The organism is Streptomyces sp. NPDC088261, from assembly GCF_044740805.1.
GTDB lineage: Bacteria > Actinomycetota > Actinomycetes > Streptomycetales > Streptomycetaceae > Streptomyces.
Window position 1 is genome coordinate 342,152 of sequence record NZ_JBIURL010000001.1, and the last position, 17,595, is coordinate 359,746.

At 71.3% G+C, this 17,595-nt stretch carries 9 protein-coding genes; 6 read left to right on the plus strand and 3 right to left on the minus strand.

What is annotated here, in order from left to right; all coding sequences use genetic code 11:
• Positions 1 to 25: 25 nt before the first annotated feature.
• The gene (locus tag ACIODU_RS01480) at positions 26 to 2,356 is read right to left on the minus strand and encodes an N-6 DNA methylase (RefSeq protein WP_401762611.1); all 2,331 of its coding nucleotides are present in this window, start codon (positions 2,354 to 2,356) and stop codon (positions 26 to 28) included.
• Positions 2,357 to 2,847: 491 nt separating this feature from the next.
• Between ACIODU_RS01480 and ACIODU_RS01485 the strand changes: the two genes are divergently transcribed.
• A complete protein-coding gene (locus ACIODU_RS01485) occupies positions 2,848 to 3,177 on the plus strand; it encodes a DUF4259 domain-containing protein (protein WP_401762613.1) in 330 nt (109 codons plus the stop codon).
• Between the two features lie 94 nt (positions 3,178 to 3,271).
• Here the strand turns inward: ACIODU_RS01485 and ACIODU_RS01490 are convergent, their stop codons facing one another.
• On the minus strand, positions 3,272 to 4,381 hold the full coding sequence (locus tag ACIODU_RS01490; RefSeq protein ID WP_356418564.1) for a hypothetical protein: 1,110 nt from the start codon (positions 4,379 to 4,381) through the stop codon (positions 3,272 to 3,274).
• 733 nt (positions 4,382 to 5,114) lie between these two features.
• On the opposite strand from ACIODU_RS01490, the gene ACIODU_RS01495 reads away from it, so the two are divergent.
• The 4 genes from ACIODU_RS01495 to ACIODU_RS01510 are packed head-to-tail and all read left to right on the plus strand — an operon-like array spanning position 5,115 to position 9,202.
• On the plus strand, positions 5,115 to 7,775 hold the full coding sequence (locus ACIODU_RS01495; protein WP_401762616.1) for a nitrate- and nitrite sensing domain-containing protein: 2,661 nt from the start codon (positions 5,115 to 5,117) through the stop codon (positions 7,773 to 7,775).
• Positions 7,772 to 8,203 carry a roadblock/LC7 domain-containing protein gene (locus tag ACIODU_RS01500; RefSeq protein ID WP_356418558.1) on the plus strand — a complete coding sequence of 144 codons (432 nt, stop codon included), beginning with the start codon at positions 7,772 to 7,774 and terminating at the stop codon, positions 8,201 to 8,203. The genes ACIODU_RS01495 and ACIODU_RS01500 overlap by 4 nt, the downstream gene beginning before the upstream one ends.
• Positions 8,200 to 8,598: a DUF742 domain-containing protein gene (locus tag ACIODU_RS01505; protein ID WP_356418555.1), complete on the plus strand. Its 399-nt coding sequence runs from the start codon at positions 8,200 to 8,202 to the stop codon at positions 8,596 to 8,598. The genes ACIODU_RS01500 and ACIODU_RS01505 overlap by 4 nt, the downstream gene beginning before the upstream one ends.
• Positions 8,579 to 9,202, plus strand: a complete 624-nt coding sequence (locus ACIODU_RS01510) for a GTP-binding protein (protein WP_401762619.1) — start codon at positions 8,579 to 8,581, stop codon at positions 9,200 to 9,202. The genes ACIODU_RS01505 and ACIODU_RS01510 overlap by 20 nt, the downstream gene beginning before the upstream one ends.
• A 112-nt stretch (positions 9,203 to 9,314) precedes the next feature.
• On the opposite strand, the gene ACIODU_RS01515 is transcribed toward ACIODU_RS01510, so the two are convergent.
• Complete coding sequence (locus tag ACIODU_RS01515; RefSeq protein WP_401762622.1) at positions 9,315 to 16,202, minus strand: glycoside hydrolase domain-containing protein; 6,888 nt, start codon at positions 16,200 to 16,202, stop codon at positions 9,315 to 9,317.
• A gap of 354 nt (positions 16,203 to 16,556) precedes the next feature.
• On the opposite strand from ACIODU_RS01515, the gene ACIODU_RS01520 reads away from it, so the two are divergent.
• Positions 16,557 to 17,405 (plus strand): PIG-L family deacetylase, encoded by an 849-nt coding sequence (locus ACIODU_RS01520; RefSeq protein WP_401762625.1) that lies wholly within the window; start codon positions 16,557 to 16,559, stop codon positions 17,403 to 17,405.
• Positions 17,406 to 17,595 lie beyond the last annotated feature (190 nt).

A 17,595-nucleotide genomic window follows, 5' to 3' on the forward strand; every position in this document is an offset into this window, starting at 1 on the left:
GGAGGAAGGCAGCTGTGGGCGGTCGTCAGCGTGGGTCTGCCGAGCCGTGCAGCAGATGTTCGGTGAGTTCCGCTCGTAGGCGGTCAAGTGCCGAGGCGTACGCGGCGTGCGCCTCGGCGCGTTGGCCGAGTTCGCCCAGCAGGTTCACGCATTGCCGCTGTCGTTCGATCGGCGGGAAACGCACCGGAAGGTGGCCCAGAGCGGCGGAGCTCAGCGAGGGGGCCGCCGTGGCCGCCGCGCGGTGGGACATCCACTCGCGGGCGTACCGGAGGCCCAGGTAGGCGTGGAGGTACAGAGGGTCGATCCCGGCGTCCGGGCGTACCCGTAGGCGCGTCACGTTCGAGCTGAGCAGCCATCCGGCCTGCGGACCGGAGACCAGCGCGGGTTGCTGCTGGGCCCCCGTACGTACGCAGACGATGTCGTCGGGAAGCAACTCGAACTTCTTGAAGCGCTCGGCCGTCAGCCACGGCACACGGTACTGGGGTACCTCCACGATCTTCCCTCCGACGAGATCCTGCGGGAAGACAAGAGGAGTACCGGCGTCCGTCGTGCGCGCCTCCGCTGGAATGCGGGTGTACGACGGACCGGGACGGATCTCGCACAGGTCCTCGAGAGTTGCCTCGTTCCAGCCCCCCGGGCCCGCGCCCGTGAGGTAACCGCCGCCCGGTCCCGCCCCTCGCCGCTCCAGCAGGCGGAGCGCGTCCATCTGCTCCGACGCCTCCTCATCCGCTTGGCGCAGTTGGGCCGCGTCGGGGGCAGCGCCGTAGGTGCCGCCGCCCAGGTAATCGGCGGGGCGCAGCGAACACCCCTCGTCGGCCATGATGACCGTGCGAGCCACGGCAACGGCCGACAAGCCCCGATCCGCGGCCCCCGCCAGGTATGACTCACCGTCCGGGCCCTGTCGTTCGCCGAGCCAAGGGCTTTCGTCGAGCCACGGGCGAACCACGTTCGTCATCGCCTCGCGGTCCGCGTCGCGCAGTACTCGTCGACGCCGAACCCTCGTCCCCAACTCCTGGGCATCGACGAACAGGACGTCATCCCTGATCGGACGTTCCACACGTCGCAGCACCCACAGGGAAACCGGCACGGGCGTCCCGGAGAACAGGTGGGACGGCAGTGTGATGACGCACTCCACGGCGCCGCCGCGGACAAGGGCGCGGCGGATCTCACGCTCGGCGGCGTTCACCGAGTTGCCCGCCTTCACCGGCATGACCACCACGGCTCGACCGCCGGGGCGAAGGGCTCCGAGAACGTACTGCACCCAGGCGAAGTTGTCGTTGCCCTGCGGGGGCGATCCGTACGGCCAGTTTCCCGTCCGGCGCCCGGGGCCGGGCGCGTCGCTCATGTTGAACGGGGGGTTCGTCAGCACCACGTCGACGCCGTGTTCGCGATTCGGCGGCCATCTGTCCGACCGGGTGCTGGTCAGCTTCGGCCGCACGCCGAGGTGGAGAAGGTACAGACTCGCGACCGCTTGGAGCCGGCCGTCGAGGGTCTCGCCCTGGACGGTCCCCCGCGCGTCCCCGATGTACCGGCACGCGGCCGCCAGCATCTCTCCGCCCCTCGTGTAGGGGTCGAGCACCGTCGCCTTCTGCCCCGCGGTCAGTACGAGTGCCGCCGCCAACGACGCCAGGCCGACCGGGCTACAGAACTCGGAGCTGTGCAGCCCCTCCCGGGCGCTGAACGACTCCCACACCAACTGGAACGCGCCAACGCCGGTGTCCGCGGCCGTCCTTACTGCCGTGGTGAGGTCGTCCCAGCTCCGCGGTTCCAATTGCAGCAAGCTGCCGCGCATGTCGGTACGGTCGCCGTTCCGGCGCAGCGTGTCCTGGGCCAGGTCACCGAGGTTACGGAGCAACGACGGTACGTCCCTGGCCTCTTGACCGGCCGACATGGCGTCCTCGATCCGGCGCCACCGCTCCGGTTCCGCGTGTCGTACGTACATCACGATGAGGCAGAGGTTCACGAAGTCCGCCATCGCCGCCGGGCCCCGGACCCGGTCCCCGAGTCGGCCCATCAGCTGATCGACCGCCTTCCTGTCCTCGGCCGCGACGCGCGAGGCTCCGCTCCCCACGGCCTTCGGTTCCGCGGGCGGTCGGTCGTCGCCGGTCCGGCGGAATCGGTCGGCGTACGTGGTTCCCGCCTGCTCCCCGTCGAGCAGTTGGGATCGCGGAACGGTGCGGTTCGTCAGCCACCGCGCGACCTCGGCCTCGTGGAAGAGCTCCGTGTCGCCGGAGCGCACAGGGGTGGGAAAGTCCTTGTGCCGCCGGGCCCAGTTCGACACCGCCGGGCGCCTCACGCCCGCTCGGTCGGCGATCTGGGTCCTGGTGACGAGTCCGATGTGCTCATGGTGCTTCAACTGCACTGTTCCTCCGGTCGGTTGTTCCGGTTGGCCTTCCGATGCGAGGACCGTACGACGGAGGAGGCTTGCGGGCCAAGTGCGCATTCACGGTGCTCATGCAGCAGCAGCTGTTTCAGCGTGAGGGGACCCGCCCCGCCACGACTGCGGAAGAGACGAAAACGTACGTGGTTACTGGTCCAGTATCGCTCAGGCGTCGCTCAGGCGGCTGGACCCATCGCTCCGATTCTTCGAATACATGGGTTAACAGAATGCCTCGGCCGACCCGCTGCGGTTCGATGACATGGCCGCCGAGGTCCGGGACGCCTGGGGCGACCGGCGACCGCCCGGTTCCGGCCCGGCCGCGTGGACCGGCGTACCACCGGACCCCGGGAGTGGAAGACATGATGTGATGGCGGGCGCGTGCGGCGAACACACCATGCGGAGGGGGAACGTTGGGCACGTGGGGTGTGGGGAACTTTGACTGTGACGCGGCGGCGGATCATCTTGGGGTGCTCGCCGGCAAGTTGGTGGCCGAGGTGGACGAGGCCATGGCCGGGGATCCCGTGGGGCTCGAACCGGACGAGTACGGGGGCGTGTCCGTCCCGTGCAATCTGGAGTTGCTGCTCGTTCTGGTGCGTCAGGGGTGGGTCGGGGTGACGCTGCCCCCGCCCGAGGTGATCGGGGCCTGGCAGGAGAGGTTCCTCGGGGTGTGGGAGCGGACGATCGACGACTTGGAGCCGGATCCCGCGTACAAGGACGCACGCCGGGTAGTGCTCAACGAGACCTTCGAGCGTCTGGCCGAGGCTTCTGCGGCGGTGCGGGGAGCCGCCTCTCGCTGAACCACCCGCGGGGCATCGGGTGCTTCGGCCCGCGGTCAGGGCCCAGGCTGGTGGCCTGGGCCCCTGGTGTGCGCTGTGGTGGCCGCCGGTCAGGTCAGAACGCCGACGTGTACGCGGTGAAGAACGGGACCCTCGCCGGTGCTCCGCCCGGGGCGAAGCACGCGATGTAGAGGCGGACCGAGCCGCCGCTCCTCACCCACGGGGTGTGCAGGCCGCAGTAGGAGGCGCCGCTGCCGTAGGCGGTGACCTGCGCGGTGTCCGGGGGGTTGCCCACCGTCGGCATGGTGACCGTGAAGGGTGATCCCGAGCCGCCGAGGGTGTTGGTGGCCCCGGCGGAGTTGTAGTTGGTCAGGGGAGGCAGCGAGCCGTTGTACCAGAGGTAGCCGAAGGACCTCGGCGGGAAGGCCGGTCCGTGCACCGCTCGCAGGTACGAGTAGCTCAGCGTCCACTCGGCGTCGTACGGGGCGTTGGACGCGTCGTAGCACGTGACCAGGATTGTCTGCCCCGTCGTGCCCGGTGCCCAGTCGGCCACCTTGCAGCGCGCGCCCTGCACCGCGTCGACCGCGGTCACCTGGAGGTCGCCGGCGTTGCCGGACAGTCCGAGACCGGGGAGCCACGCCTTCCAGACACCGGTCGAGCCCTTGCTCACCGCGTTGACGGCACCCGTGGAGTTGTACTGGGTGAGCACCGTGCCGGCGCCGTCCGAGTTCAGGTAGCCGTACGAGCCCGAGGGGGTGGCGGGCACCCCGCTGCTCCTCGTGTAGAGCACCGTGAAGGTGGAGTTGGCGGGCGCGCCGCTGGGCAGGTAGCAGCTCACGTAGACGTCCTGGCCGGACCCGACGGTCGTCCAGTCCGCGACCTGGCACCATTGGCCGGCGCTGTTCACCGCGGTGGCGTGGGCGATCCCGCCCGATCCGCCGATCAGCGGGAAGTGCACGACGTACGCACCGAGACCGATCTGGTCCACCTTGACGGGGTTGGTGGACGGGGAAGCCCAACTCCCCCACTGCCGGGACGGATCGGGTACGTAGGCGGGGGGCGGGGTCGCGTTGTCCAGATACGCGAAACCCCAGCGGTCGGGTACGGCGGCCTGGGCGGAGCCGGCCCCGGGAAGGGCCGCGGCCAGCAGTGCGGCCAGCATGCCCAGGACGAGCAGTACGGCCCGGACGGGTCTGGTGGACAGGTGTGAGGTGCGGACGTGCATGGGCGTGCCTCCTGTTGATGAGTGCTGCCTGCGCGATCCGGTGCTTGAGTTTGCGGGGTTGGGCCTGTGGGTCGAGCCAGTGGGGTTGGGCCGGTCGGAGTGAACCTGTGCGCTTGAGCCTGTGCGCTTGAGCCTGTGCGCTTGAAGGTGCTTGCTTGAACGTGCGGGCTCGGAACCGTACTTGATACGGCGCTTGAGACGGTGCTCGAGGGCGGACGCCTGACACGTGCGCCGTTCGAATCCGATGCCCACTTTCCCAGAAGTACGGCCCCGCACAACGCTCTCGGCCAGCCGTTCCGTTGCTCGCCGCATATGCCCCTGGGGCCCCGAGGCCCCCTCCGTTCCGTCGGCCCGCGCCGTCGGTCAGCCGTTCCCGCCGCTGCGCTGCCCTCTGCCACGTCTTCCCGCCTCTTCCACCCCACCCCCTCCTCGGGCACCACAACCGGGATTGTCCGGAACACACCTCCCCCACCCCGGATCCGCCAGGTGCCGCACAGGGGTTACGAGGTTCGTTGCAGGTGGCTACTATCGGCCACCAGTCGCCGGACTTTGGCGATTTTTCCTCATAGAGGCACCGAACGGTGAGGGGAGCATCCCTAAAGTGACCGGATTGGGTAGGTTCGGGAGCGGGCCCGGGGGCGGGCGGACCCGAGACGTCGCCATCGGGAACCAGCCATCGGGTGCGGCCGCGCCGACGTCAACCCACCTGGTCGCGGGGCCCGTTGGGCCAGGAGTGGGCGGCTCCCGCCGGCTGCCCCTGCGTACCGTACTGATCATCCTCGTGGTCGTACCGAGCCTCGCGCTCGCGACCCTGTGGGGCCTGAGTACGTATCAACTGGCCACCCGCTGGCAGTCGGAGAAGTCGCAGAGCGACCTGACCGCCTCGCTGAACCGGCCGGCGTCCGTCCTCTTCCGGGCCCTCCAGGAGGAGCGGCGGCTCAGCGCGGAAGCGCTGGCCGACCCCGGCGCCACCACCCGGGACAGGCTGGCCGCCGCGCGCACCGCGACCGACAAGGCCGTGACCGGCTTCCGTCCCGTCGCGGCCGAGAGCACCTCGCACGGGCAGCAGGGGCTCGGCAAGGCCCTCGCCGACACCGTGCACGATCTGGACGAACTCCCCGCGAAGCGCCGGGCGGTGGACACCCGGTCGGGCGGCCAGAAGGCGGCGTTCGACTACTACAGCGGTACGGTCGACTCGCTGATCGGCGTCTTCACCGCGCTCGGCCGCAGCAGCAACGGCGGTGTGACCCTGCTGGCGCACACCATGGTCGACCTCTACAGCGCCATCGACATGCTCGGGCGCGAGGACGCCCTGCTCGGCCGGAACTGGAAGAGCGGGTATCTGACGATCCAGGAATACAACGTGTTCGTGGACGCCGTCGGCGCGCAGGACTACCTGCTCCAGCGGGTCGCGCTCAGCCTCACCGGCGCCGAACGCGACACGTACGGAAAGCTGACGGCCGCCGCGTCGTGGGCGACCCAGCAGGACCTGGAGGGGCAGGTTGTCGAGGCCGGCCCGCACCACACGCAGGGCGAGTTGGTGCTCGACCAGATCCACACCCGGTGGCGCGGCTCGGTGGACGCCAACGCCCCGCGGCTGTCGGACCTGGCCCTGGTCCGGGCCGCCCACCTCAGCGAGGTCGCCGACGACAGCGTCGGCCAGCTCCAGCGGACCCTCCTCGTCATCAGCGCCGTCGGCCTGCTCGCCGTGATCCTGGTCATCCTCACCAGCTGGCGCCTCACCGTCACCCTGCGCCGCCGCATCCACGCCCTGCGCGAGGAAGCCGTGGAACTCCAACGACGGCTGCCCGACGTGGTGTCCCGGCTGGAGCGCGGCGAGAACGTCGACGCGGACAGTGAGGTACGGCTGGTCGAGCCGACCCCCGACGAGCTCGGCGAACTCGGGCGGGCCCTCAACGCGGCCAGCCGCAGCGCCGTGTCCACCGCCGTACGCCAGGCCGAACAGCACCGCGGCTTCGAGCGCCTGCTCCAGCGGATCGCCCGCCGCACCCAGATCCTCATCGGCCTCCAGCTGCGCAAGCTGGACGAGTTGGAACGTACCCATGACGACCCGGACGTCCTGAACGGCCTGTTCGACCTGGACCACCTCACCGCCCGGCTCCGCCGCTACGAGGAGAACCTGGTCATCCTCGGCGGCGGCCAGCCGCAGCGCCGCTGGCACAAGCCGGTCCAGCTGCTCGACGTGCTGCGCGCCGCGCAGGGCGAGGTGCAGGACTACCGCCGGATCACGATCGACGTCGAGGACGAACCCTGGGTGCACCAGCGGGCGGTGGGTCCGCTGGTGCACATACTGGCGGAGCTGATGGAGAACGCCGCCGCCTTCTCCAAGCCGCCGAATCCGGTCGAGGTACGGGCCGCGCTGGTCAGCCGGGGCCTCGCCGTCGAGATCGAGGACCGCGGCCTGGGCATGGAGCCCGAGCAGTACGCCGCCGCCAACGCGCTGATGGAGAACCCGCCGCAGCTCGACGTGATGGCCCAGGCCGATGACGTACGGCTCGGTCTGTACGTGGTCGCCCGGCTGTCGGCGGGGCTGGGCCTGCGGGTGGAGCTGCGGCCGTCGGCCTTCGGCGGCACGCGGGTGATCGTACTGCTGCCGCAGGAGATGGTGGTGGCACCGCAGGGCGAGGCGCCGGGGCAGCCAGCCGTGCTCGCTCCGGAGGTCCCGTCGTACCCGCCCGGTCCGCGGCGGCACCCGCACGGCGCCGGTTTCGGTCCGGGGACGTCGCACGAGGACGGGCGGCTGCCCTTCCGCGCCAGGGGACACGCGATGGCGAACGTCACCGCGGGCGGTCTCCGGGCGCCGGGCGGTGTCGAGGCAGCGCCTCCGGCCTCACCGGCCTCTGCGGCCCCGCCGCCCCCTCCGGCCGAGGTGAGACCGCTGCCCCAGCGGGTCCGCCAGGCCAGCCTGGCGCCCGAACTCCAGATCCCGGCGGAACCGCGGGCGCCGGAGGAGCCGGACCTCTGGACGGTCCCCGACCGGCCGGGCCGGTCCGGGGCCACGATCGGCGCGTTCCAGCGGCAGTCCCGGCTGGCCCGGGGCGGGAACGACTCGGACGGCGGCACGGCGGGCGGTTTCGGCAACGGGTACGGAGACGGATACGGCGACGCCTTCGGCAACGGTTTCGGCGGCACTGGGGGCACGGGCGGGGGCGGCGGGGGCGGCGGCGGTTACGACACCGGCTACGACACCGGTCACGCCCATGGCTACGGCTACGACTCCGGCCGCGGGGACGGCTACGGCACCGGCACCGGCGATCTCGGCGGCAGCAGCGACAACGGCAACAGCGACGGCAATGGTGACGGCTACGGCTACCGCGAAGGGCCTCCCGCCTCCAACTGGCCCGGCCCTTCCAGAACGGATGAGCGAGAATGACGCAGCGAACGACGGCCACCGACATCGATCTGGACTGGCTCCTGGACGGCCTGGTCGACCAGGTCACGGGCACCCGGTACGCCATCCTGCTCTCGGACGACGGACTGGCGATGAGCCGCTCACGGACCATCGACCGCTCGGACGCCGAGCGGCTCGCCGCGATCGCCACCGGCCAGCAGAGCCTCGCCCGCGGCGCCGGGCAGCTCTTCGGCGGCGGCCCGGTGCACCAGGTCATCGTGGAGATGGCCGGCCTGTGGCTGTTCGTGATCTCCGCCGGCCACGGCACCCACCTGGCGGTGATCGCCTCCCAGGACGTCGACGCCGAGCTGATGAGCGTCGCCATGCACACCCTGGTCCAGCAGGTCGGCCAGCGGCTGGGCACCGACACCCGTACCCCGCCGTCCGATGACGCGGGGAGAGCCGGATGACGCACTGGACCGAGGGGTTCGACGGCGACGACGCCGCCGAGCAACTGGTCCGCCCGTACACGATCACCAGCGGTCGCACGACCCCCGAGCGGGCGGACCTGACACTGATCACCCTGCTGACGACGGTGCCCGAGACCACCGCGCGGGCGGCGCTCGCGGCGCGCCGGATGCAGCCGGAGCACCGCACGATCCTCGCGATGTGCCGGAACCCCAAGGCGGTGGTGGAAGTCGCCGCCGAACTGGGCCTTCCGGTGTCGCTGGCCAAGATCCTCATCGGCGATCTGGTCGACTCCGGCCAGATGTGGGCCCGTTCGCCGCGGCCGTTCACCCAGGCGGGCGGCCTGCCCGACATGACTATCCTTGAGGCGGTGAGAGATGGACTACGCCAGCTCTGAGCACACGTCCGGCCGCGCTTCCGACCCCGCGGCGGGCGGTACGGACACCGCTCCCCTGGCGGTGAAGATCCTGGTCGCCGGCGGGTTCGGCGTCGGGAAGACGACGCTGGTCGCCTCGGTGAGCGAGGTCGCCCCGCTGCGCACCGAGGAGTACCTGACCCGGGCCAGTGTCGGCGTGGACGACCTGGAGGGTCTGAACAGCAAGTTCACCACCACCGTCGCGCTGGACTTCGGGCGGATCACCATCAGCGGCGACCTCGTGGTCTACCTGTTCGGCACCCCCGGGCAGGAGCGCTTCTGGTTCATGTGGAACGACCTGGTCAACGGGGCGATGGGCGCGGTGGTGCTGGTCGACACCCGGCGGCTGGACGTCAGCTTCGCCTCGATCGACTTCTTCGAGAGCCGCGGCATCCCCTTCGTCGTCGGTGTCAACCTCTTCCACGGGGTACGGGACCGGACCGTGGAGGAGATCCGCGGGGCACTCGCCCTGGACCCCCAGGTGCCGCTGGTGCTCTGCGACGCCCGCGACCGGGCGGCCGGCCGCGATGTGCTGCTGGCGCTGGTCGATCACCTGATGGACAGTCAGCGGGCGTCGTCCGCCTAGGAGTTGGGAAGCCGCGACGGGGACGACGGCCCCTCCGGACGAACACCGAGGTTCGCCCGGAGGGGCCGGCCGCCAACGGCGGTGCCCCCGGCCTACCTGCCTACCTGCCTGCCTACCGGCCGTCGCGGTCCGTGGGCCGGAAGCCCACCGTGTAGGTCCGCGTGACCGAACCGTTGGCCGAAGTCACCTTGACCGTACGGGTGGTGAACCGCGACCCGGGCGACGAGAGGACCGAACCCCCGTCGGTGACCCTCACCCGCGCGCCAACCCGCGCCGGTACGGCGGAGACGGCCGGGATCCTCGTGCTCTTCGGCCAGTCGACCACGTACGTGGACACCGCCGGGTCGAAGCCGTCGATCGCGGCGCCCCCGACCGTGATCGCCCTCGCGTCGGCGGCACTCGCCCCGGTGGCGTCCGGGAAGTTCGTGACCGTGACCGACCCGTCGGCGCCGACCTTCACCCGCGCCGTCATCGCGGCCGCCAGGTTGATCCGCTCCCAGCTCGCTCCCCCGGCCGCGGTGAGGTCGAGCGGGTACCCGGAGTCCGTCGCGGTCTGCTCCAGGATCTGCCTGCGCTGCCCGGTGGTGAGGTCCGGGAACGCGGTGATCAGCAGGGCCGCCGCGTCGGACGGCGTCCTGAGGGCCTGCCCGGCCTTCCCCACCCGGGAGAACCCGTACGTCAGGCGCCGCGTGTACAGGTCGACCTGCTGCTCCCGGCTCAGTCCGCCGTACGAGTCCCCCGCGCAGGCCGCGAGCGTGGCGCCGTACCCCTCCTGCTCGCACCGCGCGAGCAGCACGTTCTCCATCTCGGTGTGCGCCTGGGTCAGCAGCTTCGCGAAGCCGGGGTCCGCCCAGCGGTGCGCGACGGTGGCCTGTCCGGCGATGCGGCCGCCCATGACGTCGAGCGGGTAGTGGAACCCGAGGACTACGCGGTTGTCCCCGTACTCCGAGGTCCGCGCGAGGATCGACGGTGCCAGCTCCGGCAGGAGCGTGGCGAGGAGGGTCCCGGTCTCGTAGCCGCTGTAGGTGTGGCCGCTCGGGTACGAGCCGCTGGCCGCGAGGCTGCCGTACGAGCCGTCCCGCGACTCGTAGATGTCGCCGCCGTCGCCCACGAACCCGAGCCGTACGTACGGGCGCGGGTAGGCGTAGTGGTCCTTGGCCGCGTCGACCTTGTCGAGATTCTTCGAGACGCGGGCGAACAGGGTGCTGGTCTTGGGCAGTTGACCGCCGCTCAGGGCGTCCTGATAGAGCGGGCCGAGCCGCGAGCCGAGGCCGTCGGCCATCGTGACGGTGGGGCTGTTCGTCGCGTCGACCTCGGCGCGGTCCACCTCCCGCTGGGTGGCCGCGTTGTTGATACGTACGGCGATCTCGTCGTTCTCGGCGGTGAGCGCGGTGCCGTGGGGCACCTCGGTGGGGGCACCGAGGAGGGCGGAGGGGAGGGCGTCGAAGCCGTTGAGGAGGGCGTTGAAGTAGTCCGTGCCGTCGCCGGCGCCCGGCCACGTGTCGGACGGGTAGGTCGCGTTCAGCGTGTCGTCCGGGAAGGGGGTGGGCTCGTACGCGGGGTCGGGGGCGGTCGCCGAACCGGGGGCGGTCATCGGAGCGGTCGCCGGAGCCGTCGCGCCGGAGTCGTCCGAGGTGCCGGCCAGGGTGATCGCGGTCACGGTGGCCGTGTGCGCCCTGGCCTTGCCCGTGGTCGTGAGCAGGGCCGTACCAGTGGTGGCGGGCACGTGCGCGGTGGTCCCGTCGCCGAGGGTCACGGTGTAGCCGATGACCGGGAATCCGCCGTCGCCGGCCGCCCGCCAGGTCACCCGGACCTGCTTGCCCTCGGTGAACACGCCCTGCACGGACGGCTTCTGCGGCCTGCCGCCGCCGGTCACCACGGGTGCCGTGGCGGGGCTCGGGCGCGAGGCGCCGACCTTGTTCACCGCCCGGACGCGCGCCGTGTAGGACCGGCCCGTCCGCAGCCGGGTGAACGTCGTGCTCCGGCTGTCCGGGTCGTGGATCTCCACCTGGTGGCCGTCGTCAAGGGTGACCTCGAAGCCGGTGACCGGGGAGCCGCCGGTGTCCCCGGGCGCGGACCAGGCGACGGTCACGCTGGAGCCGGACGACGTGGCCGACACCGCGCCGGGCGGCGCGGGCACCGTCCTGGGCTTCGTGGTGAGCGCGGACCTCGCGTGATCGAGGGCGTTGAAGCGCGCGGTGAGGGTCGCGTCCGTGGCCGTACCGTCCGCGACCGCGGTCCTGGCCTCGGCGAGCGCCGTGGTGAACGCCTTCCACGACCCTTCTGTGTAGCGCTCGTTGGTAAGGGCCGACGCGATGGTGACCAGGTTCTCCAGCCGCAGCCTCGGCAGCGGCACCAACTGGGTCGCGGCCAGGGTGAGTCGGCGCGTCTGCGCGTCGACTTCGAGCTGCGTCGCGTCGTCCGCGCCGAACAGGGCGCGGGCCGCCGCGAGTTCACGTACGTACACACCGAAGTCGATCGGGTTGTAGCGCTCCGCGTCGCCGGAGACTCCCTCGTACCGGTCGATCGCCTTCCGCAGCGCGGACTTGTCCGTGACGGCGGGCGTGTCGACGTGGTCGAAGGTGATACGGGCCAGATTCGCGACGTACGGGTGGGCGGCGTCCGGGTTCGTCGTGAGCCGCAGGTGGACGGCGTGCTTGCCGGTGATCGCTTTGGGCAGCACCAGAGTTGTCGTCCCCCCTGCCGACCACGCGCTGCCCGTGACCGGCAGCGGTACGGTCGCGTACGGCGTGCCCGGGGCGGCCGGGTCGAAGGAGTCCAGGTAGAGCTGGACGGCCGAACCGGTGCCGCAGCGGGCGGAGTTGTTGACGTAGGTCAGCGTGACGCTGCTCTTGGGCGAGGCGCCGAAGTCGATGTCCCCGTAGTCGAGCCAGGCTCCGTCGTACGTACCGCCGAGGTCGGTGGTGGAGCCGGACCCGGGCCAGCCGACGGGCTCGCTCTTGAGGCCGCCCCCGCTGTGCGCGCGGAACGCGGTGGCGTCGAAGCCCACGGGGCCGCCGGCCTCCCGCGTCAGGGTCAGCGCGTAGACGTTGCCCACGTACGGCTGGGCGTCGGTCTGTGTGCTGGAGAGAAAGGCGGCGTACACGTCCTGGACGCCGGTGAGGACGGCCGGGTCGAGCCGGACGCTCGTGGTGGCGACCGTTCCCCAGCCAGGACCGCTGTAGTCCAGGGGGATGTCGACGCTCTTCGGGCCGTCCTTCGAGCCGAGGCGCAGTTCGAGGTGCGAGTCGGACGCCGCGCGCGACTGCGGCTTGTCGTAGCGGACGGTGACGGTGTCGGCGCCGTCGGCGAGGTCGGTGTCCTTCCACCGCGCCCACGCGCCGTTCGTCACGTTCTCGAAGATGCCGTTAGAGAGGTTGAGCGGGAGCGAACCACCCCCGCTTTCCGTGGTGTTGGCCGTGGTCAGTGTGGCGAGCGTGGTCGTGGGCGACGCGGAGACCTCGTACGGCGAGAACTGGTGCCAGTCGAAGTTGGACACCCACTGCTGGCCGGACGGGGCGTGGAAGACGAACGTCGCGCTCTCCGCCGCCAGCAGGGCGTCCGGGTCGGTGACACTCGCCCGCACCGTGCTGTAGTACTGCCAGCCGCCGGTCCCCGGCAGCTGGACGGTGGCGACGACCGGGCCGTCGGCGGCTCCGGCGTGGATGTCGACGCTGCTCGGTTTCGCGTCCACCGCCTGCGAGTTGGCGTAGCGGACCGAGACGCTCTGCGGGGCGACCCCGCCGAAGTCCAGCTTCGTGAACCGCTCCCACGATCCCTCGGTGACGCCGCCGAGGTTGCCGTCCGAGTTGTTCCGCTCGCTGACGAGGCTGGGGCCCTCCTTCTGGTCGGGGTCCTCGGCCTGGAGGACGGCGTAGCCGCCCTCGTCGAGCGTGAGCGTGTCGATGGCGGAGTGCAGCGCGTCGTCCGCGGCCATCAGCGTGCCGGTCGCGGACGCGGGGTCCGCGAGGACGGTCCGCGCGCGTTCGAGGGCCGAACGGAACAGGCTCCAGGAGCCGTTGGAGTAGGAGGCACCGCGCACCAGGGACGCCTGGTCGACCAGGGCGCCGAGGGCCTTGCGAGGCACGGCGGCGGCGGAGAGGACGAGCGGGTCGGTCGGCGAGATCCCGGTGCCGCCCACCGTCGAGGCCGGTACGCCGTGGGCGAAGGCCGCGTCCTGGAACGTGACGCCGAAGCGCGCGTCGACCTTCGTGGTGCCGGTGAGCGACAGCGTGGCCGTGCGCGAGCCGCTGACGCGGAGGTCCGCCGTGACACCGCCCGGGAGGCCGGTCACGGTGGCCGCCCCGGTCCTGGTGAGGCTGGTTCCCTCGCGGGCGGCGAAGGACGCCGGGCCGTCCAGGGTCAGCCTCACGCTGCCGCGTACGGTGCCGTCCGCCGCCGTGTCGACGGTGCCCGGGCGGGCGGAGAGGACGGTGTCGCCCTTGCCCGTCCCCGTACCGCCGTGGTCCGTACCCCCGCCACCGGTGTCGTTGTTCAGCGAGTACGCGGGCTCCGTGCGGGCGCCCCATGAGGAGGGCTGGGAGCCCATGGTGAAGTCCAGCGTGCCGCCGGAGATGATCTGGGAGTAGTCCAGCCAGGTGTTGGTGAACCGCTTGCCGTTGAGGGTCGCGCCCTGCACGTAGTAGTCGCTCGGCGAGACGCCGCCGGCCTTCACCGTGAAGCGGCTGCCGTTGGCGTACGTGATGGTCGTGGAGTCGAAGAACGGGCTGCCGATCTGGAACTGGCTGGAGCCGGCGGTCACCGGGAACAGCCCCAGGGCGGCACCGACGAACATGGTCGACATGGTGCCCGCGTCGTTGTCCATGGTCGGCAGGAAGCCGTTCGGCGCGAGCTTGTAGACCTGCGTCTTGACCGGCGGGGTGAACTGGCCGCCGGAGCTGGGGGCTTCGTTCGTGGAGCCCGTCGCGATGTAGCGGTTCCAGGTCGTGCCGGTGTAGATGGCCCGTACCCACTTCTGGGTCAGGCTCGGCTCCCCGACGTAGTTGAAGAGGTACGGCGCCTGGAGGTCGATCTCGTTCGCGTTGGAGTGCAGCATGGTCGAGCCGTCGTCGGCGGTGGAGTCCTCGCCGAACATGTGCCGGACGGCGGCCTTTCCGGCCTTCGGACCGCCCATGGCCTCGATGAGGCCGCCCATGTCGTACGCGTCGTACCAGTGGTACTGCCACAGCGTGCCCTGGTAGAGGCCGGCCGCCTCGAACTTCTCGTAGTCGGCGCTCTGCCACTCGCCGCCCTCGGCGCGCGGGGTGAGCAGGCCGACCTCCGTTCCGTCGGCCGCCGTCCAGGCGCCTGACTTCACGAGGTGGTCGATCGCCATGGTCGACTCGGTACGGAGCTTCTTCGCGTCCGCCTTCCTGCCGAGCGCGTCGGCGACGACGGAGAGCGCCCACTGGTCGTACCCGCGCTGGACGGTCGTCCCGGGATCCCCGGTGACGTACCCCTGGCGCAGCTGCTCCCCGGTGTAGAAGCCGGAGTACGACAGCAGCGCCGGGTACGCCTCGTCCAGCCGGTCGAAGTTCTTGAAGCCCTTCGACAGCGCGTCGGCGACCAGCACCGCCGAGCGCTCCCAGCGCACGGTCGGGACGGAGTGGGTGAGGCTGCCGAGGCTCTTGCCGGAGGCGCGGGCGTCGGCGAAGAGCACGATGAGCGACTGGACCATGTCCCGGTAGGTGGACGGGTCGATGTACGCCTCGACGGAGTACTTGCGGAAGTCGTCCCAGGTGGACCAGCCGTCGTAGTACGTGAAGCCGTTCGCCCGGTGCACCGCTCCGTCGGCGCCGCGGTACGTACCGCTGGTGCTGGTGGCGTTCACCGGCAGCGCGTACATGCGGTACAGGTGGGTGTAGAACTCCTTGGTGAGCGTCGACCCGGGGTCGGATGTCGCCGAGGCGCGTACGGCTACGGCGCCGAGCGCGCTGTTCCACTCGGCCTTCGTGCGGGCGCGCGCCTGGTCGAAGGTGAGGCCGCCCACCTCGTTGCGCTGGTCGGTCGCGGCCTGTTCCGCGCTGATCGGGGAGAGCGTGACGCGCAGTTCGATGTCGTCGCCGGCCGCCCGGTCGAACCCGAGGACGGCGCCGGTGTCGGAGCCGTCGCGCGTGGTCGCGTCGCTCAGCCTGCCGTCGTTGCCCCAGGTCTTCAGCGAGGTCACGGGGGCGTTCGTGGTGGCGTGGTAGTAGAGCTGGTACGAGGCGCCGTTGAAGGATCCCGCGACGAGCCCGGCGATCGAGGTGGTCCCGTCCGGGAGCGTCGTCGCCTTCAGGGTCGAGCGGGTGCGGCTGGTGAAGTTGTTGGCGAGGTCGAGGACCAGCTCGGGGTCCGATCCGGCGGGGAAGGCGTACCGCTGCAACGCCGTACGGGTCGTCGCGGCCATCTCGGCCTTGATGGTGCCGGAGTCCTGCTTCACGGCGGACCCGGTTCCGGAGAGGGCGCCGAGGCCCACCCGGTAGGAGCCGGGGGTCGCGGTCTCGTCGTCGTGGCTGTACGGGTGGGCGTACGTGCCGGCGGCGGGGCGGCTGTCGTACCGCACGGAGGTCGGGACGACGAGCAGGTCGCCCCCGCCTCCCGAGCCGCCGACGCCGTCCAGGTTCGTGGCGGTGAACCCGGCGATGTGGTCCTCGTTGTAGTCGTACCCGGTGTGGTTGCGGTTCGGCGTGGTCAGCGGGTTGACCTTGGCCAGACCGTGCGGCGCCTGGGCGCCCGGCAGGTCGTTGCCGTCGTCGCCGGCGGTCGAGACGAAGGGGTCGACGAGCTTGGTGTAGTCGGTAGCGCCGGCTGTTCCTGCGGCTGTCCCGGCGGGCGTGGTCGCGGACGTGGTCGCGGACGGCATCGCGGCGGCCGGGCCGACACCGGCACCGGCCAGCGCGCCGAGGCCGAGCGCGCCGGTGAGCAGCGCGGCGACGGTCGCGCGCAGAGGCCGACGACGTCGGCGGGCGGCCCCCGGAAGGACCGCGCGGGGCAGGGGAGTTCGGGGTCTGATGGGCACGTAACCTCTCCAGCGTCGCGATGTGCCCGCACAGTCCGCCCTGGGGGAAGACAACGTTGTCGGTCTGAGCGCCGGAGCGTGCGGAATGGGACGGCCGGGGGCGCCACGGGACAGCACCCGTCGGGTTCACGGCCGCGTCCCCATCAGACAGGGAAAAGGCGTACAAGGGGCAAACAGCGCTCACACAGGAGATGTGCGCCGGACCCGGAGGGCCGGGCCGCGCCGTGCCGGGAACAGCGGGTCCGGTCGGCACGGTTACATGTCTCAAGGGACCGGCGCCGCGCGGGCCGGGAGTACGGAGACCGCAGGTCTTCCGCCCCACCAGGATCCGGGTTCACGCAGGAGGACTTTTTCATGACTGGCCGACCCTTGACGCTCATGGCCGTGCACGCCCACCCCGACGACGAGGCCACCGGGACCGGAGGGGTCCTCGCGCGGTACGCGGCGGAGGGCATCCGTACGGTTCTCGTGACGTGTACCGACGGCGGGTGCGGTGACGGGCCGGGGGGTGTCAAGCCGGGCGACCCCGGGCACGATCCGGCGGCCGTCGTCTCGATGCGCCGCCGGGAGCTGGAGGCGAGCTGCGAGGTCCTGAAGATCAGCGATCTGGAGACGCTGGACTACGCGGACTCCGGGATGATGGGGTGGCCGACCAACGACGCGCCCGGGGCGTTCTGGCGGACCCCCGTGGAGGAGGGCGCCGCGCGGCTCGCGGAGCTCATGCGGCACTACCGGCCGGACGTGGTCGTCACCTACGACGAGTACGGCTTCTACGGGCACCCCGACCACATCCAGGCCCACCGCATCACGATGGCGGCGCTGGATCTGATCGCGCGGGAGACGGGCGCGCCGACGCCGAAGGTGTACTGGACGACCATGCCCCGCTCGGTGATGCGGCGGTTCGGGGAGGCCATGCACGAGGCCGGCGAGCACGCGCCGGAGCCGGATCCGGCGGAGGCCGCCGAGATGGCGAAGATCGGCCTTCCGGACGACGAGATCAGCACGTGGGTGGACGCGACCGCGTTCAGCGGTCAGAAGTTCGACGCGTTGGCCGCGCATGCCAGTCAGGGCGAGAACATCTTCTTCCTCAAGATGGGCAAGGAGAGGTTCGGGGCGTTGATGGGCGTCGAGACGTTTGTACGGGTCAAGGACGCGACGGGGGCGGTGCTGCCGGAGGACGATCTTTTCGCCGGCCTGCGCTGATCCGCCGGGGTCCGGCGGTGGGGGCGCGGCGTCTTGCGTGTCCTCGCGCTGGACGGGCGCCTGCGCCCCGGTGGTGGGCGCGCCTTACTGATGTCCTCAAACGCCGGACGGGCTGGGTTTGTCGTGGTGACGGGGGGCGGGGCCTCCGGAGGCACGTATGTCCGGACTGCATGTTTTACGGCGCGTGCGA